The 16,114-nt window shown below is 53.1% G+C and carries 19 protein-coding genes, 1 tRNA gene and 1 other RNA gene; 7 read left to right on the forward strand and 14 right to left on the reverse strand.

Annotated elements, in window-relative coordinates; translation table 11 throughout:
- Window positions 1-7: 7 nt before the first annotated feature.
- Entirely contained in the window at window positions 8-1,234 is a 1,227-nt protein-coding gene (locus EV12_RS07015) for an FAD-binding oxidoreductase (protein WP_081939877.1), read from the forward strand.
- A 118-nt stretch (window positions 1,235-1,352) separates the two neighbouring features.
- Here the strand turns inward: EV12_RS07015 and EV12_RS14185 are convergent, their stop codons facing one another.
- From EV12_RS14185 to EV12_RS07035, 5 genes are all read right to left on the reverse strand, one after another.
- Entirely contained in the window at window positions 1,353-1,526 is a 174-nt protein-coding gene (locus EV12_RS14185; RefSeq protein ID WP_193742176.1) for a hypothetical protein, read from the reverse strand.
- Window positions 1,527-1,548: 22 nt separating this feature from the next.
- Entirely contained in the window at window positions 1,549-2,442 is an 894-nt protein-coding gene (locus tag EV12_RS07020; protein ID WP_036913764.1) for an aldose epimerase family protein, read from the reverse strand.
- Window positions 2,443-2,449: 7 nt separating this feature from the next.
- A complete protein-coding gene (locus tag EV12_RS07025) occupies window positions 2,450-3,409 on the reverse strand; it encodes an alpha/beta fold hydrolase (protein ID WP_036913766.1) in 960 nt (319 codons plus the stop codon).
- Between the two features lie 74 nt (window positions 3,410-3,483).
- Window positions 3,484-4,857, reverse strand: a complete 1,374-nt coding sequence (locus EV12_RS07030; protein ID WP_036913771.1) for a cation:proton antiporter — start codon at window positions 4,855-4,857, stop codon at window positions 3,484-3,486.
- On the reverse strand, window positions 4,802-5,095 hold the full coding sequence (locus EV12_RS07035; RefSeq protein WP_036913772.1) for a hypothetical protein: 294 nt from the start codon (window positions 5,093-5,095) through the stop codon (window positions 4,802-4,804). Before EV12_RS07035 ends, EV12_RS07030 begins: the two co-directional genes overlap by 56 nt.
- A gap of 120 nt (window positions 5,096-5,215) precedes the next feature.
- Here EV12_RS07035 and EV12_RS07040 point away from each other — a divergent pair, with 120 nt between their 5' ends.
- Window positions 5,216-7,741, forward strand: coding sequence for a glycogen/starch/alpha-glucan phosphorylase (locus EV12_RS07040; protein ID WP_036913773.1), 2,526 nt, complete (start codon window positions 5,216-5,218; stop codon window positions 7,739-7,741).
- Between the two features lie 31 nt (window positions 7,742-7,772).
- On the opposite strand, the gene EV12_RS07045 is transcribed toward EV12_RS07040, so the two are convergent.
- The 4 genes from EV12_RS07045 to EV12_RS07055 all read right to left on the reverse strand — a co-directional run bounded on the left by EV12_RS07045 (window position 7,773) and on the right by EV12_RS07055 (window position 8,766).
- Window positions 7,773-8,231 carry a hypothetical protein gene (locus EV12_RS07045; RefSeq protein WP_036913776.1) on the reverse strand — a complete coding sequence of 153 codons (459 nt, stop codon included), beginning with the start codon at window positions 8,229-8,231 and terminating at the stop codon, window positions 7,773-7,775.
- 37 nt (window positions 8,232-8,268) lie between these two features.
- Window positions 8,269-8,598 (reverse strand): hypothetical protein, encoded by a 330-nt coding sequence (locus tag EV12_RS07050; RefSeq protein ID WP_036913780.1) that lies wholly within the window; start codon window positions 8,596-8,598, stop codon window positions 8,269-8,271.
- Window positions 8,595-8,717 (reverse strand): hypothetical protein, encoded by a 123-nt coding sequence (locus EV12_RS14825; RefSeq protein ID WP_255327637.1) that lies wholly within the window; start codon window positions 8,715-8,717, stop codon window positions 8,595-8,597. The genes EV12_RS07050 and EV12_RS14825 overlap by 4 nt, the downstream gene beginning before the upstream one ends.
- Window positions 8,693-8,766: transfer RNA gene (locus tag EV12_RS07055), tRNA-Arg, on the reverse strand. The genes EV12_RS14825 and EV12_RS07055 overlap by 25 nt, the downstream gene beginning before the upstream one ends.
- A gap of 45 nt (window positions 8,767-8,811) precedes the next feature.
- Between EV12_RS07055 and rnpB the strand changes: the two genes are divergently transcribed.
- Window positions 8,812-9,212, forward strand: an RNA gene (gene rnpB / locus EV12_RS12925) — RNase P RNA component class A.
- Window positions 9,213-9,554: 342 nt separating this feature from the next.
- Here the strand turns inward: rnpB and EV12_RS07065 are convergent.
- Entirely contained in the window at window positions 9,555-9,911 is a 357-nt protein-coding gene (locus EV12_RS07065; protein WP_152562990.1) for a hypothetical protein, read from the reverse strand.
- Window positions 9,912-10,221: 310 nt separating this feature from the next.
- Here EV12_RS07065 and rnc point away from each other — a divergent pair, with 310 nt between their 5' ends.
- The gene (gene rnc / locus EV12_RS07070; RefSeq protein ID WP_036913785.1) at window positions 10,222-10,977 is read left to right on the forward strand and encodes a ribonuclease III; all 756 of its coding nucleotides are present in this window, start codon (window positions 10,222-10,224) and stop codon (window positions 10,975-10,977) included.
- 90 nt (window positions 10,978-11,067) lie between these two features.
- Here the strand turns inward: rnc and EV12_RS14830 are convergent, their stop codons facing one another.
- Together EV12_RS14830 and EV12_RS07075 are read right to left on the reverse strand one after the other, a co-directional pair.
- Entirely contained in the window at window positions 11,068-11,190 is a 123-nt protein-coding gene (locus EV12_RS14830) for a hypothetical protein (RefSeq protein WP_255327636.1), read from the reverse strand.
- A gap of 13 nt (window positions 11,191-11,203) precedes the next feature.
- Window positions 11,204-11,389 carry an NAD(P)H dehydrogenase subunit NdhS gene (locus EV12_RS07075; protein WP_036913924.1) on the reverse strand — a complete coding sequence of 62 codons (186 nt, stop codon included), beginning with the start codon at window positions 11,387-11,389 and terminating at the stop codon, window positions 11,204-11,206.
- Between the two features lie 41 nt (window positions 11,390-11,430).
- Here EV12_RS07075 and rimM point away from each other — a divergent pair, with 41 nt between their 5' ends.
- Entirely contained in the window at window positions 11,431-11,979 is a 549-nt protein-coding gene (gene rimM / locus EV12_RS07080) for a ribosome maturation factor RimM (RefSeq protein ID WP_036913789.1), read from the forward strand.
- A gap of 57 nt (window positions 11,980-12,036) precedes the next feature.
- On the forward strand, window positions 12,037-13,491 hold the full coding sequence (locus tag EV12_RS07085; RefSeq protein WP_036913792.1) for a mannose-1-phosphate guanylyltransferase/mannose-6-phosphate isomerase: 1,455 nt from the start codon (window positions 12,037-12,039) through the stop codon (window positions 13,489-13,491).
- A 1-nt stretch (window position 13,492) separates the two neighbouring features.
- On the opposite strand, the gene glmS is transcribed toward EV12_RS07085, so the two are convergent.
- Together glmS and psaC are read right to left on the reverse strand one after the other, a co-directional pair.
- On the reverse strand, window positions 13,493-15,397 hold the full coding sequence (glmS, locus tag EV12_RS07090) for a glutamine--fructose-6-phosphate transaminase (isomerizing) (protein WP_036913794.1): 1,905 nt from the start codon (window positions 15,395-15,397) through the stop codon (window positions 13,493-13,495).
- A gap of 87 nt (window positions 15,398-15,484) precedes the next feature.
- Entirely contained in the window at window positions 15,485-15,730 is a 246-nt protein-coding gene (gene psaC / locus EV12_RS13215) for a photosystem I iron-sulfur center protein PsaC (RefSeq protein WP_011827179.1), read from the reverse strand.
- Window positions 15,731-15,868: 138 nt separating this feature from the next.
- Here psaC and acpP point away from each other — a divergent pair, with 138 nt between their 5' ends.
- Window positions 15,869-16,111 carry an acyl carrier protein gene (acpP, locus tag EV12_RS07095; protein WP_011131320.1) on the forward strand — a complete coding sequence of 81 codons (243 nt, stop codon included), beginning with the start codon at window positions 15,869-15,871 and terminating at the stop codon, window positions 16,109-16,111.
- Window positions 16,112-16,114: the final 3 nt, after the last annotated feature.

The following is a 16,114-nucleotide window of genomic DNA, read 5'->3' on the forward strand; positions in this document are numbered from 1 at the left end:
TCGTGACGTGAACACGTTCTTCGCCGATACCGCCAACCTGCCAGCACCTGCTACGGCAAAGGAACTGGCCGATCTTGTTGCGGGGCTGCATGCAGCAGCAACCCCCTGGCTGCCCTGTGGTCTTGGCAGCCGTCTGCAATGGGGGCCGCCTGTGGAAATGCCTTCAAGACCAATCAGTGTGAATGGTCTCAAGCGCATCCTTGATCACGCTGTCGACGACCTCACGATCACTGTTGAAGCAGGCCTGCCGCTGGCAGACCTACAAATGGTTTTGAAAGAACACCATCAATGGCTAGCCGTCAACTGGCCCAGGGGAAGCCAACCCAACACAGATCCCAACAGTGCTGGAAGTGTGGGTGGGTTGGTGGCTCGTGGCCTCGCCGGCGGTTTGCGACAGCGGCATCTGGGTATACGCGACCAACTGATCGGAATCGGACTCCTGCGTAGCGATGGTATTGCTGCGCATGCTGGAGGCCGGGTAGTCAAAAACGTTGCTGGCTATGACCTAATGCGCCTCCTCTGCGGCAGTTGGGGCAGCTTGGCTCTGATCACGGAACTAACTCTTCGCTGCCAACCAATCCGCCCAGCACATATCTGCCTTCGCCTTGATGGTTCTCTGGAAGCGCTGGAAGCATGGCGAGCTGCACTATTGCGCACCAGCTTCACCCCGGAATACTGCGATTGGATCAAAACTGATTTAGAGGACTGGCATCTCAACATCGGCGTGGCCAGCGTGAGCGATCAAGCCGTCAACGACCAAATAGGACGCCTCCAAGACCTCGCCAATCAACATCAACTGGGCACAAAACAGCTGGCCTGGCTCGGCCCCCATCAAGATCCACACCCATCTGAAGGATCTTTAAATTGCAGCGACTGGCTGGTACGGGTAGCGCTGCAACCAAGCAACATTCACCGGCTGATCGCCAGCAAAGAACTACAAGCCCTCAACGGCTGGCATTGGCAGCTTGCAGCTGGCGCTGGCATCGGCGATGGCTGGCAAATGTCACCACCCAACGCAAAAAGGATCAGCCAAAACGAGGATCTCAACGAGCTGCGCCTCAAGATTGCTCGCCTCGGTGGCCAGCTCACACTCCTGCAGCAACCCAGTCAAGCTGGAGATCGGCTCCCTGCTTGGCTAGATGCACCCTCAAGGCCACTGATTGAAGCTGTGAAGCAACAATTCGATTCAAAGCAACAACTAGCGAGAGGCCGATTGCCAGGAGTCAGTGGTTAATCAACGGCCAAACAGGCATGGCGGAATGCCTCAATTCGGTATCACAGTCGTCTCTGTTGCTCGTCACCTTCTGGGCGGAGTCGCTGGTGGCGGCTTTCTCTTTCAGCTCATGATCTGATCAATTCCCGTTATCAACGTTTCCGCTGATCAAGTCGGCAGCGTTCCACTGTCTGATCACCCCCCCCCAGGCTTTGGCAAAGCAAAACACTCCAGGGAGCTTTACAGAAGGCGTTCCAGCCGTCCTCGATGGCTTAGAGCACTGAAGGCTGGAGCCTGTTGGAGTTGTTGCCACCGTCTAATACACAGATGTTTTATCAACTAGCCGCACTAACAGTTTTTTCAGGATTTTTTGAAAAGGAACATCTCAGCCTCTGCTGGCCACCAGGTTCGATCTCCAACTTTCGATCGCCACTAATCAATGCCTCCCGCGGACCAGTCCAAGGCTCAAGGCATACCATCTGCCGCGGCGGATCAGTCCACACCACAGTGAGATCCATGGGAGTCTCATGCTGAAGCTGCAGGCATGCCCTAGAGGCGCCATCTACAAGGGTTACTGGGCCCGCAGGGCGAGTCAGAAAATCCACGCCCTCAGTTAGACCTGCCAATTGGATGGCGGTTTCGGCTTCTGCCATCTGCAAATGATTGAGACATGAATGAGGCAACCCTTCCAAGCGGACCTGACTCAAGTCAGTCACCTTGAAATAAGGGTGTAAACCAAAACTGAAGGGCATCGCAGTTTGACTACGGTTATGTACATTTACCTCGATCTCTAAAGCATTGCGAATCGGGCGCATCACCATCTCGATCAAAAAAGCAAATGGATAAGCAGCCCGCGTCTCTTCACTATCACCAAGGCTAAGCTTCACGCCACTGTGATCTTCTAATAACTGCAATTCCCAGTGCTGATCCCTAGCAAAACCATGCTGTTTAAGAGTGAACTCACCACTTGGCAAGAGTAATAAATCGCCTGGCAGGTTTCCGCAGATGGGAAACAACACTGGAATACCTCCGCGAATACTTTTCCCTGGATCTGCAAAACGCTCCTGATCCAAATAGAGCATCTCACGGCCGTTACAACACCAATCAGTGACTAATCCACCTCGCTCAGGCACAATCCGCAAACGATCACCACTTTCTGGGTGGAGATACTGCCAATGAGGATAGGGACTCTGCTTGCGGAGGAGAGGAGAACTATGGCAATCAATCATTCCTAAATTAAGCAATACTCAAACCAGTTAGCCACTCCAGCAATTCAGAATTCACCAAGTCAGGCACCTCATCATGAGGGCAATGTCCAGCATTTAGAAGCACCTCTTTCACTTCCAAAGAAGCTTCTTTGGCATATGTGCGAAACTTTTCTTGCTTGGCTTTTGCATTCCTCAACCAGGGATCACCATCACCCCAGAGCAATAACAGAGGAGCTTGCAAATCATTAAACAATTCATCAATAGGCTTACCCCTAAGCCCGCGCGCCTGAAAAACATTGCGAAACACTTGGAATGCGCCTGGATCCAGAGAAGGCCTACGAATCGACTCAATCAAATCATCATCAACATTGGCAGGATCGATATAAACCTGCTTGAGAGTGCTGCGAATGACACCAGGCCGGCGCAGATTCTCAAAGATCATTCTCTGTATCAAAGGATATATCAACCACTTCACCACAAGATCCCTTGAAAGACCTTGCCCAATCATCTGGCGAAGCCTCGAAGTCATATCTTTTGGTTTTGGAGAAAACTTCTCATCGCTGAAATAACCAGCAGCATTCAGTAAAACCACTCCGGCGGATTGCGATTCAAGAGCAGCTGCTGCTGCCAGGGCTGCATAACCTCCCAGCGAATTGCCAACAATCACAGTGGGCCTTCCGATTCGCTCGTTGACATATGAAACCAACTGGTCTTTCCAAAGGTCCCCGCCATAATCCAACCCACCAGGTTTGGCACTACGACCAAAGCCAAGCAGGTCTATGGCATGCACCTCATGGGTGAGGGAGAGCTTCGGAATGTTGTGGCGCCAATGATCGGTAGAAGCTCCAAAGCCATGCACCAACAACAGTGCAGGCCGTTGGCGTCCCCCATGCTCAACATCCTGTTCTGGGATGCGTTGTAGGCAATGAACATCGTGCCCCAGATGGCTCCAGGAAGCATTAAGCACGGCAGATGGAGCTGACGTCACAACGGCGACGGTGGCGAAAGGTGATGGTAGGCAATTCTTTTACTTTTCAGGGCTATGCAAGCAAAGAAGCTGCACTAAACCAGCCCAACAGGATTGGCGGCAACGTCATCAGGGATGGAGTTGCCGCCTCCAGGCGGTTTATCTCGAAGCACCAAGCGAAGAAGTAACGGCGCAAGAAAGGTGGTGCCAATCACCATCAATAGAACTGCTGCTTCTAAAGACGGAGAAAGCAGCCCGGCGCTTGTACCAAGGCCAAGAAAAATCAAACCGACTTCGCCGCGAGGCATCATGCCAAGACCAACCACCAAGCGATTGGTGGGTTTGTCGATCACGAAAGCCCAACCAGCTGCAATCTTGCCCACGATCGCTACAACCAAAAGGAAGCCAGCCACAACGAGTGCAGAGCGACTCGCAGGATCCAGAGGATTAATCACCGAGAGATCCATACCAGCGCCAACCAAGACAAAGAAAATCGTTGCAAAGAGAGTCACAATCGGCAGCACCGACTGCTGAATCGCGTGATTGTTCTTCGAGCTGCTGAGGATCAATCCAGCAGCGAATGCTCCCAAAGCGGCCTCCAAACCAATCGCTGTAGCGATAAAGCAACACAGCACCAGAATCACAAATGAGGCAACAACAACTGCCCCAGGCGCCTTAAGCCGATCGATCACCCAATCAAAGGCCGGCGCCGCAGTACGGCTAAGCACAATTGCCAAGACCACAAACACGGTCGCTGCTGCAACAAGTTTCACAATCGGAGCAATCTCGAGGCTCCCGCCTGTGGCCAAAGCAACAACAACGGCCAAGATCACAATGCCAAGGATGTCATCAAGCACAGCCGCACCAATCACGATCTGGCCCTCTCGCGTTTTGAGATAACCGAGTTCGCCAAACACACTGGCAGTGATGCCGATGCTGGTAGCAGTCATCGAAGCACCAGCAAAAATCGCCGGGATCAATTCCACCTGGAAGAGAGCCATCAAACCAAAGGTGCCTAGGGCAAAAGGCAGCACCACACCAGCCATGGCAACTGTGAAGGCCTGGACTCCTACGGCAACCAACTCTTCCAACTCACTTTCCAACCCGGTGAGGAAAAGCAGGGCATACAAACCGAGCGTGGCGACCGCTTGCAGAGAGGGGAAAGTTTCGTAATAGAGGTCCGGTACGGCCTCAGGAGGGATCGAGGCCAAGGCGCTGATCAGGCTGACCAAACCTTCGTTCAACTGAACATGCGCGCTCGGCGGAACCAACAGATGCAAACCTGAGGCCCCGATCAGAACCCCAGCGAGAAGTTCGCCGACGATCGTCGGTAGATGCAAACGCACCAAAACCTCAGCCAGAGTGCGTGCTGCCACAAAAATCAGCAGGAAATTCAGCACACCGATCAATGTTTCAGCCACCTCCACGTCGTGGCTGCTCAGCACGGACAACACTGAATGCAAAACCATGGAGCCGGATTTCAGTCTTTGTGAGCGAGATTAAAGGAAGAGCAAATCCTGCTTTGGTGTTTTCCGAACGAAGCGTGATTAGAACCTGCAGGTGTTGATGTGCGGTCGCTAAGGCAAACAAGCCGCACATCGCAGCTAACTTCCAGAGATTCCCCAGCTGGGATCGATGGCCTAAACCCTTCGCCTCAAGAGAATGATCATCCTCAACGCACGTGAAGAGGATGAACAAATCAATCACCTTGACGCCTTGTGAGCTGCCGATCGGCCACTGACTACTGCTACGCCTGATTACTAGTCCCCTTAATACCCCTTACAAGGAGAGCCTCCAGCCCTCCAACATTATTTTCTCTCCGCCGTCATGAGCAGCTCCCACCCCTTAGATCTACGCCTGCCCACTCCGGGCTGCTTCGCCGACCCTGAACGAGCCGGGCTGGATGCCGATGCTGTATTCGACGGCATGACAGAACATCTGTTCTTTACCCTCGGGAAACTTGCTCCCACGGCAAGTAACCATGACCTCTACATGGCCCTGAGTTATGCCGTGCGGGATCGGCTGATGACTCGCTACCTGGCAAGTCTTGAGGCAATCCGAGCCCGACCCCACAAGACGGTGGCCTACCTATCTGCTGAATTCCTCATCGGTCCGCAGCTCAACAGCAACCTGCTCAACCTTGGCATCTCGAAAGACATCGCAGAGCAAGCTTTACGCCGCTTCAGGATCGAATCACTCGATCAGATCCTTGAGGTCGAGGAAGAGCCCGGTCTCGGCAACGGAGGTCTAGGCCGTCTTGCCGCCTGCTACATGGAATCACTGGCCAGCCTGCAGGTGCCAGCTATCGGCTATGGAATCCGCTACGAATTCGGCATCTTCAACCAGTTGATCCGAGATGGCTGGCAGGTAGAGGTCACAGACAAGTGGCTCAAGGGTGGTTGGCCCTGGGAACTCCCCCAACCCGAGGAGGCCTGCTTCGTGGGGTTTGGTGGTCGCACCGAGAGCTACACCGACGGCAAGGGAAACTACCGCTCACGCTGGATCCCCTCCGAGCATGCCATCGGCATTCCCCACGATGTGCCGGTACTTGGCTATCGGGTCAACACCTGTAACCGCTTACGCCTCTGGCGAGCCGACGCTACTGAAAGCTTCGATTTCTACGCCTTCAACATCGGTGACTACTACGGCGCTGTGGAAGAAAAGGTTGGTTCAGAAACCCTTTCCAAGGTGCTCTACCCCAATGACGGCACCGATGAAGGCCGCCGCCTGCGCCTCAAGCAGCAACACTTCTTTGTGAGCTGCTCCCTCCAGGACATGCTGCGCAGTCTGGGGAACCGAGGGATTCCCGTTGAAGAGTTCCCTAACCACTGGACCGTTCAGCTCAACGACACCCACCCGGCGATTGCCGTGGCAGAGCTGATGCGACTACTCATTGATCAGCACTATCTGGATTGGGACACCGCTTGGGACATCACGACCCGCTCAGTCGCATACACCAACCACACGTTGTTGCCAGAAGCTCTAGAGAAGTGGGATCTCACTCGCTTTGGCAGCCTGCTGCCCCGCCACCTTGAGCTGATCTATGAGATCAACCGCCGCTTCCTACAACAGGTGCGCCTGCGTTACCCAGGCAATGATGCGATCCAGCGAAAATTGTCGATCATCGATGAGGATGGTGGCAAGGCCGTGCGCATGGCGAACTTGGCCACCATTGCAGCCCATCATGTGAACGGTGTTGCTGCGTTGCACTCTGATCTGTTGAAGCGACAGCTGATGCCTGAATTCGCTGAGATCTGGCCGGAGAAATTCACCAATGTCACGAACGGCGTCACGCCGCGGCGCTGGGTAGCCCTTGCCAACCCAGCCCTCTCACGACTACTCGATGAACACGTTGGTCCTGAATGGATCACCAACATGGAATTACTCACCAAGCTGGAGGAGCGGCAACATGACACCGACTTCCTAGAGCAATGGGGAGCAACCAAACTTTCGGTGAAGCGCAAACTTGCCGGTTACATCCATCGACAAACCGGTGTTCTTGTCGATCCTTCGAGCCTCTTCGATGTGCAGGTCAAACGGATCCATGAATACAAACGCCAACACCTCAATGCCCTACAGGTAATCACCCACTACCTGCGCATCAAGAACGGCCAGGCCGAGGGAATGGCTCCCCGAACCGTGATCTTTGGAGGCAAGGCAGCACCGGGCTACTACATGGCCAAACTGATCATCCGCTTCATCAATGGCATTGCCGAAACGATCAACGCTGATCCCGATATGGAGGGCCGCCTTCGGGTCGTTTTCCTACCTGACTACAACGTAAAACTCGCTGAGCAGATTTATCCCGCCTCAGACCTCTCCGAGCAGGTTTCAACAGCCGGCAAGGAAGCTTCAGGCACCGGCAACATGAAGTTCGCGATGAACGGAGCTCTAACCATCGGCACCCTTGATGGTGCCAACGTTGAAATCCGTGAGCGAGTCGGCCCTGAAAACTTCTTCCTGTTTGGCAAAACCGAGACAGAAATCATGGAGCTCCAAACCAACGGCTATCGGCCCAGGAAAATTGTTGAAACCTTGCCCGAGCTAGCGGAAGCCTTAAGACTGATAGGCCTTGGCCATTTCAGCAACGGCGATGGCGAGCTATTCCGCCCCCTGCTCGACAACCTCACTGGCTTCGATCCATTCTTCGTGTTAGCCGATTTCGCAGATTATCTGCGCGCCCAGGACGAGGTAAGTCAAGCCTGGACCAACCGGAAACAATGGAACCAGATGTCACTGTTAAACACGGCAAGAACTGGCTTCTTCTCTTCAGACCGCTCAATCCAAGACTACTGTCAGACAATCTGGAACGTTGAGCCCTTCCCCGTAGAAATTACCTGCGATGTGCCCTGAAGAATAAACAAACTATGGGTAGGTAGGGAAGCTAACTGCGATCAGGCAAATCAGGCGTCTGATGCAGAAGACGGTTGAGGCGAAGCCGATCTGCATTGAGAGGATCTGGAGCTAGTTCACCAGCAAGTTCTCGGAATTTCTGCTCAACAGCTTCTGGCACCTTCACATCAAAGATGCGTTCCATAAGGGCCTCGATGGAGAAAAGGTGTGCATTGATGTTCTCCAAATCAGCGATGGATTGCTGGATTTCATCAGCCGGCTCTTCGCCCCCACCAACAGGAGTGGCCTCAGTATTAGCAGCATCATTTCCTTGGGAACCATATTGCTTCTGAAGATCTTCAAGCACGCGACCAGAGAGTGTTCGAAAAGACTGCAAAGCAGCCCAATTGAGCTCCTGCTGATGACGCAAGGTAGGGCACTCACGAATCAGTCGATCATGCTCCCGGTAGAACCTTTGACAGTCAGGGCATTGACAGGGCTCTTCTGGCACCGCACTCCGTCTAGCTCACATCCCATCATGCCATCTACTAAGCCGCAAGAGGAGGCTCGCTTGAAAAACTGCCCTCGCCCGAATCTGTATCACCTGGAGCAGGCAAGGGAATCTCAATAGTGGACACCACCTGGATCACGTCGCGCAGTCTCATCGAATCAGCAAACCAACCCATCGCCTGCTCAGTATCACCTCGCCGTTCAGCATCACTGGCCTGATCCTCATGAGCCTCAGCCAATAAAGCCAACCAACAGAGACAGCGAGCCTGCACCACAGAGAGGTCCAGGTCGATGGGCTGTGAATTTGCAATGCTCTCGCTTTCCTGCTGCACAAGTAGCCGTAGCCGCAGATCGTGAAGCTGGGTCATGACGCCTGATCCACCGAATTAACGCTAGCAGGAGCGTGGCAATTGCCTAGCCCACCAGATGTAGTACCGGCTACCTCGAACAGTTGGCGAAAAACGGGGCTGGCGGGACTCGAACCCACGACCTACGGTTTAGGAAACCGTCGCTCTATCCGGCTGAGCTACAGCCCCAATAAAGGGAATTATGCCCACGATCACAATGCATGATGGGGTTTGAAAGCAGGAGAGGTGATCGCAATCGAGGAGTCACTGCCTTTGGGCAGTACAAAATCGGTTGAGGAAAGTCCGGGCTCCCCGATGGCCAGACTTGCTGGGTAATGCCCAGTGCGGGTGACCGTGAGGAGAGTGCCACAGAAAAACACCGCCGATGGCCTCATGGAGTTCTACTCCGGGCACAGGCAAGGGTGCAAAGGTGTGGTAAGAGCGCACCAGCAGCATCGAGAGGTGCTGGCTCGGTAAACCCCGGTTGGGAGCAAGGCCAAGGAGCGATGGCTGGCCATCTGCCACGTTCCAATTAAATGCGCCGCTTGAGGCCGTCGGCAACGGCGGTCCTAGATAGATGGTCACCCACTGCGATTGAGCAGTGAACAGAACCCGGCTTACGACCTGCTTTCACCCTTTTCCAAACATGCAAATCGCTTCCGCCTCTAATGCACGAATAGAGTCAAGCCAAAATGGCAACATGGCTGGGATAAATCATTCTATTCCCAGTATTCGTGCTTTATAAACAGGAAGCAAAGCCAATAACTAGCAAGCCTTTATAATACATGGCCTCAAGTAAATAGGAAGAAAAGGTATCATCTTTTACTCCTAACGATAAGCGCATTTTTCGCAATAAAACTCCTACAAAAATAGAAAAAATTAAACCGCTCTCCAGGCTTGCACATTTCCAGGAAGAAGATATAGCCTAGCGTCAAGCTTGCAGACAACATTTCCCCTCCATTCTCAACAAAAGCAAGCTATTTATCGAAATCCTTTTCCATGATTTCATGGGCCATATCAACAACAATTCCAAAAAATGCAAGACTTAAGATCAGCACGGCAATTCCTAAAAATTCCATTCTCCCCTTAGAGTCAGCCCTAAGAAAGCCATATGCAGGCAACAACAGCGATGGCAATCCAAACGCTGCTGAACCAATCAACTCGCCAATATCTTGCCTCCTCAAGCCAAGCGGCGGCTGAAATTCAAGGTGGCTAATCGAAACTATATTTCCAATCTGTTCATGAATACGTAATCCATCATCAGCCAACAAAAATGCAAATGGTGGCAGCCAAGAAAGATATAGAAGAGATCTTCTTCTCTGTGCAATACACACCAACAGAATGAAACACCATAGAAATTTTAAGCATTGGCAAGACTCAGGGAGAGACCAATCTTTTCCCAAATTAAACGGACGGCCAAGGAATCCGTGCAGAGGAGCGATGTGCAGAAGAAAATAAAAAATATCTCCGCAGATCAGAATAAAAGGAACTTAGATACTGCTTCATTTAATTTCAATTTATGCATACTTCTCAAGTGCTCCTATTGCCATAATCTTCATCCACGTCAATGAAAATACAAATCAAAGCAATATAATGACATGATGCAAATTCCCGGCAAGGGTTCTCCATGCCAGACTCCTTTTGATGCCCTCAATACAGACAAAGCAACTCTCACAAAGTCGCATTGATCAACTCCAAGGCCTGATCCACAAGCTTGGTGTTGAATTCTGGGATCTTTCCTTCAACCTTGTTGATCAAGCACTGACCCACACCTCAGCCAGAGCTGCGAGCAACCATGAACGCCTGGAATTTATTGGCGATGCTGTTCTAAGACTTGCCGCCACCGAGTTCATCAACCAAACATTCCCTGCCATGACCGTGGGCGAATCCTCAGCACTTCGCTCACAGCTGGTCAGTGATCGGTGGCTAGCAGAAGTGGGCGATCAGATTCAGATTGATCAGGTGCTGATCATCGGAGCTAAGGCCGCAGCTGACGAGCCAGCCAAAGCCACTATTCGCGCTGAAACCACTGAAGCACTCATTGGTGCGCTCTATGAGGGCAGCCAAAGCCTTGCGCCCATTCATCACTGGTTAACTCCTTTCTGGCAGGCCACCAGCGATGAGGTGCTGAGAGCACCTCATCGCTACCACAGCAAGAACGCCCTACAGGAATGGAGTCAAGGCCAAGGATTGGGATGCCCCACCTATGAGATCAATGAACGCAGACAGCAGCATGGTGATCAGAATCGTTTTTTCGCTCAAGTTCTTCTCAACGGCAAACTGCTTGGCGAAGGCTGGGGTAGATCGATCAAAGATGCCGAACAAGCAGCCGCAAGGGCCGCACTGCAAGAAATTCTTCCTTCTGCTTCTCGCGAAGAAAGCAGATCTGATCCTCAATGATCAGAGAGGCTGACATCATCACGATGTTGCCCACATCCAATAGCAGAACAACGCCGCAATCGCCTTGTAATTGCTTCACAACATCAACCGTCACCATGCCCTGGACATCCCAATGATGCCGAAACCCAAAAGCATCAGCACAGCAGCAAGAATTTGGCCCAGCACAACCACCTCAAATGCTGCTGTGGAGATCTGACCTCGTTTCGAGGCCATGAAGACCTAAACCTCAAGCCAAAACAAGATCCTTAAGAGGAATCGTGACCAACTTGTCCCAGTTACCCCCCTCAAACAACACCGCAGCTCGATCTCCACTGATACGTTGCACACATCCGCTATAGCCGTTGTAGATCGAGCGAATCTCGTTCACAACCACATTGGAACCAGGCAAGATCGGTGCTTCTACAGAGGCCATGAGATCAGCTTTGGGCAGTCGTAGCGCCATTATCAGCAGACATGCTTTCTCCGCCCATGATCAACGGCGCCGAAGACTGGCTCACTGTGGGAAAACTGGTGGCCGCCCAAGGAATGAAAGGTGAACTACGAATCAACCCCAGCAGTGACTTCCCTGAACGCTTCACTCTTCCTGGTCAACGCTGGCTCAAGGCCGGCAATGGTGAGCCACGACCTATTGAATTGCTGACCGGACGTCAACTACCTGGAAGGTCGCTCTATGTCGTGAAATTTGCTGGGGTGAACAATCGCAATGCGGCCGAAGCGCTTGTAGGCCAAAACCTTCTGGTGCCTTCAAGTGATCGACCCAGCCTGGCCGAAGGCGAGTTTCACCTCCTTGATTTAGTTGGCCTCGAAGCCCGTGTGGAAGCGGAAGGCCCTGCAATCGGTCATGTCACCGACCTCACCACCGCCGGGAACGACCTCCTCGAGATCGAATTACTTGCAGGACGGCGGGTTCTGGTTCCATTCGTAGAAGCCATCGTGCCGGAAGTGCAGCCAAGCCAAGGCTGGCTGCGACTCACCCCACCTCCTGGACTACTCGAGCTCTAAGCACATCGACAGAAGCAAGACTTCTACGCGATTCTGGGAACACTGAAGGAAGAAACTGTGGCCGCCACCCGCCTTATTCCAGTGATCCTTTGTGGCGGAACAGGCACCCGTCTCTGGCCCCTTTCACGTGCGAGCTACCCCAAGCAGTACTGGGCCCTCGATGGCTGCGGCCAGACAACTCTGCTCCAACAAACTCAGCAGCGCTTAAAAGGCATAGAGGGACTCGCAGCGCCTCTTTTGATCTGCAACGAAGACCATCGATTCATCGTGGCCGAGCAAATGCGCCAGATCGATGTGGAACCCACAGCAATACTGCTCGAGCCCATAGGACGCAACACAGCTCCCGCCGTAACGGTGGCTGCTCTACAGGCCACAGAACGAGGAGAAGATCCGCTCCTATTGGTGCTTGCTGCAGACCATGTAATTCGTGATGCCAGCGAATTCCGTCGTGTCATCGAAGCCGGTCGCATCCCTGCAGAAGCCGGGCGCCTAGTCACTTTCGGCATCGTGCCAACCGCTCCTGAAACGGGCTACGGATATATCGAAGCAACAGAGTCATTGAGTGGCGGCCAAGACAAAGCCGTACCAATTGCCAGGTTTGTTGAGAAACCTGATCTTGCGGCCGCTGAGCAATTCCTCGCCAGTGGCCGCTTCACCTGGAACAGTGGCATGTTTCTATTCAAAGCCAGTGCAATGCTCAGCGAGCTAGAGCGGCTATCTCCTGAGGTAGTTAGCTGCTGCCGTGCTGCCCTAGAGGAGGATGTCCCCGACCTCGACTTCCTGCGGCTTGAACGTGAGGCATTCGCAAAATGTCCCAATGTTGCTATCGATGTGGCAGTTATGGAGCAAACCGAGCTTGGCACTGTGCTGCCTCTCGATGCCGGCTGGAATGACGTAGGTAGCTGGAGCGCCCTTTGGGAAAACGCTGATCGAGACGACAACGGCAATGTTCTGCGAGGCCGTGTAATCGCAGAAGAAAGTCGAAATTGCTATCTACGCAGTGAACATCGCCTAGTAGTTGGCCTAGGAGTAGAGAACCTAGTCGTAGTAGAGACCGACGATGCTGTACTGATTGCCGAGCGCAGCAAAGCCCAAGACGTAAAAACGATTGTCAAGCAACTAGAAGCAGACGGAAGCCCAGAAGGCAAGGCTCACCGCAAGATCTATCGCCCTTGGGGGCATTACACCTCTGTAGTGGAAGACAGCCGTTGGCAGGTCAAACGAATAGAGGTGAAGCCAGGTGCAAGCCTATCGCTGCAAATGCACCATCACCGTGCTGAGCATTGGATCGTAGTCAAAGGAACCGCCTTAGTCGAAAGAGACGGAGAGCAGCATTTGGTAGGCGAGAACCAAAGCACCTACATACCTTTGGGCTGCAAACACCGACTCACCAATCCAGGCCGAATGCCTATGGAATTAATTGAGGTGCAAAGTGGTCCATACCTCGGCGAAGACGACATTGTTCGCTTTGAAGACCGTTACGGACGTAGTGAAACAATGATCATCAATTGACCTATTCCACTGTGACGCTTTTGGCTAGGTTGCGGGGCTGATCCACATCAAGGCCCCTATGGGCAGCAATGTGATAGCTCAACAGCTGTATTGGAACCACAGTTAGCAAAGGACTAATCCACTCGCTCACCTCAGGTACAGGAAGCAAAGCATCAAACAAAGCAGTATCAGGACCCTCGGGCGCAACTCCGATCAACTTGGCATCACGTGCTTTCGCCTCCTGTGCATTGCTGAGCACCTTCTCAAAAACCACCCCCGGCATTGCAATCGAAACGACCGGCACGTGTGCATCTAGCAGCGCAATCGGCCCATGCTTCATTTCCCCAGCGGGATAGCCCTCAGCATGGATATAGCTGATCTCCTTAAGCTTGAGAGCTCCCTCAAGGGCAATCGGATAGTTGATGCCACGACCCAAAAAGATCACATCTTGGGTATCTGCAAAGCGGTGGGCCAAAATTTCAGAACGCTGATCATGGAGCTCCACCAAGGAGCTCAACTGATTTGGAACAGCCCTTAGTTCTTCTTTTAATTTGATGAGCTCCGCAGATGAACGGCTGCCACGACGAGCCGCAAATGCCAAAGCGAGCGCATAAAAAGCCAACAACTGCCCCAAAAAGGTTTTAGTAGCTGCAACACCCACTTCAATCCCCGCGCCGATATCAAGAATGTGTGAAACCTGACGAGCTAGAGAGCTCTCTGGGCGATTCGTCACCCCTAACTGACGAGGAGCAAAGGCAAGGCCCCCATGAGCCTCGCGACGCTGAGCATCCATCGCTAAAGCCGCGAGAGTATCGGCCGTCTCTCCCGACTGAGTCACACCGATGGTGAGAACATGAGGGGCTAAAGGAGGCGGTGCATAGCGAAACTCACTTGCGTAAAAGACGTTCGTAGGAATCCCTGCGAACTGCTCCAACAAATGAGCACCCACAAGAGCCGCATGGCGACTTGTGCCACAAGCAAGAATCTGGATCCCCTCTAGATCGCAATAAAAGGAATCATCAAAGGGCAAAGCAACGGGAGCTTCAGCCGAAAGATCCGCCGGCAGATGCCGCTCTACCCATAACTGCGCAGTTTCAGGCTGCTCATGAATTTCCTTGAGCATGAAGTGACGAAAATGACGCTTATCGGCCACTTGATCACCACCACTAAGCAGTGAAGGGCTGCGCTGCTGCCGTTCGCCTTGCGCGTCGTAAAGCTCAATCCCCAAGGGCGTGAGCAAGGCCACCTCACCATCCTCCATCGGAAGAATCGTGCGCGTAAAGCCCGCCAAAGCCGGGGTATCGCTTGCACAAAGAAACTCGCCTTCTCCAAGGCCGATCAACAACGGTGCCTGCTTTCTTGCAACAACTAAAGCGCCAGGTGTCTCCGCCCAAACCACAGCAAGGGCATAAGCCCCCTTCAACTGAGGCAAGACCCGCTGCACGGCATCCAACAACATCCTTCCAGTGGCAACTCCAACCTGGGCTTGCAAACCAATTAATTCACGAGCGATGAGATGAGGGATGACTTCCGTATCTGTCTCAGACGCAAACTTCACCCCTTCAGCTTCCAGGGATTCCCGTAAAAGACGGTGATTCTCGATGATGCCGTTCTGCACCACCGCCACTAAACCAGAGCTATCACTGTGAGGATGAGCATTGCGCACCTCAGGTTTGCCATGGGTAGCCCAACGGGTGTGACCAATGCCGCAGTGTCCTGACGCACCCTTTTCTTCCACTCGGGCGGTGAGATTCACCAACTTTCCTTGAGCTCTTTGGCAGGTCAGTCGACCTGCCCCCCCATTCGCTGAAAGCGCAACGGTGGCTAGGCCAGCGGAGTCATAACCGCGATATTCCAACTGCCTTAGCCCCTCCAAAAGCAGCGGGGCCGCCTCACGAGAGCCGATAACCGCAACGATTCCACACATAGAAAAAGCCCGGCAGCTGCCGGGCTGAGCTTATGGGGTAGAGGCGCAAAAAAGAGCCAACGCTAAGACTGAGACGTTGAACTCAGATCAGTAAGCCAGGCCCATACTGCGCGTGGTCTCGTCGCCTAAATAAACCCTAATGCTGAGGAAATCAGTTGGGCAGGCGGTTTCGCATCGCTTGCATCCCACACAATCTTCAGTGCGAGGAGATGCCGCGATCTGGCCGGATTTATGGCCATCCCAGGGAACCATCTCGAGAACATCGAGAGGGCATGCACGAACGCACTGAGTGCAACCAATGCATGTGTCGTAAATCTTGACAGCGTGAGACATGAGCCTGGTCCGGAACAAAAGGCTTGATGTAACGGTAACTGGCAAGACTCCTAGTGAGACAAGTTCGATGTGCTGCCGTCACCGTTGTTAACCCCACTACCGCCAGCTCGTAGGATGCGTCGTCCCGTCTTCACGGCTATGTCCCAGGAAGCGATCCTTGAGAAAGTCCGTTCAATCGTTACGGAGCAACTGAGTGTTGAGGCCGGCGAAGTGAAGCCAGAATCCAGTTTTCAGAACGACCTTGGTGCCGACTCCCTCGACACCGTGGAACTCGTGATGGCCCTCGAAGAGGCCTTCGACATCGAGATCCCCGACGAGGCGGCTGAGGGCATCACGACCGTCGGTGACGCCGTCAAGTACATCGAAGACAAGCAAGCCTGAGGA

This window comes from Prochlorococcus sp. MIT 0701 (assembly GCF_000760295.1).
GTDB lineage: Bacteria > Cyanobacteriota > Cyanobacteriia > PCC-6307 > Cyanobiaceae > Prochlorococcus.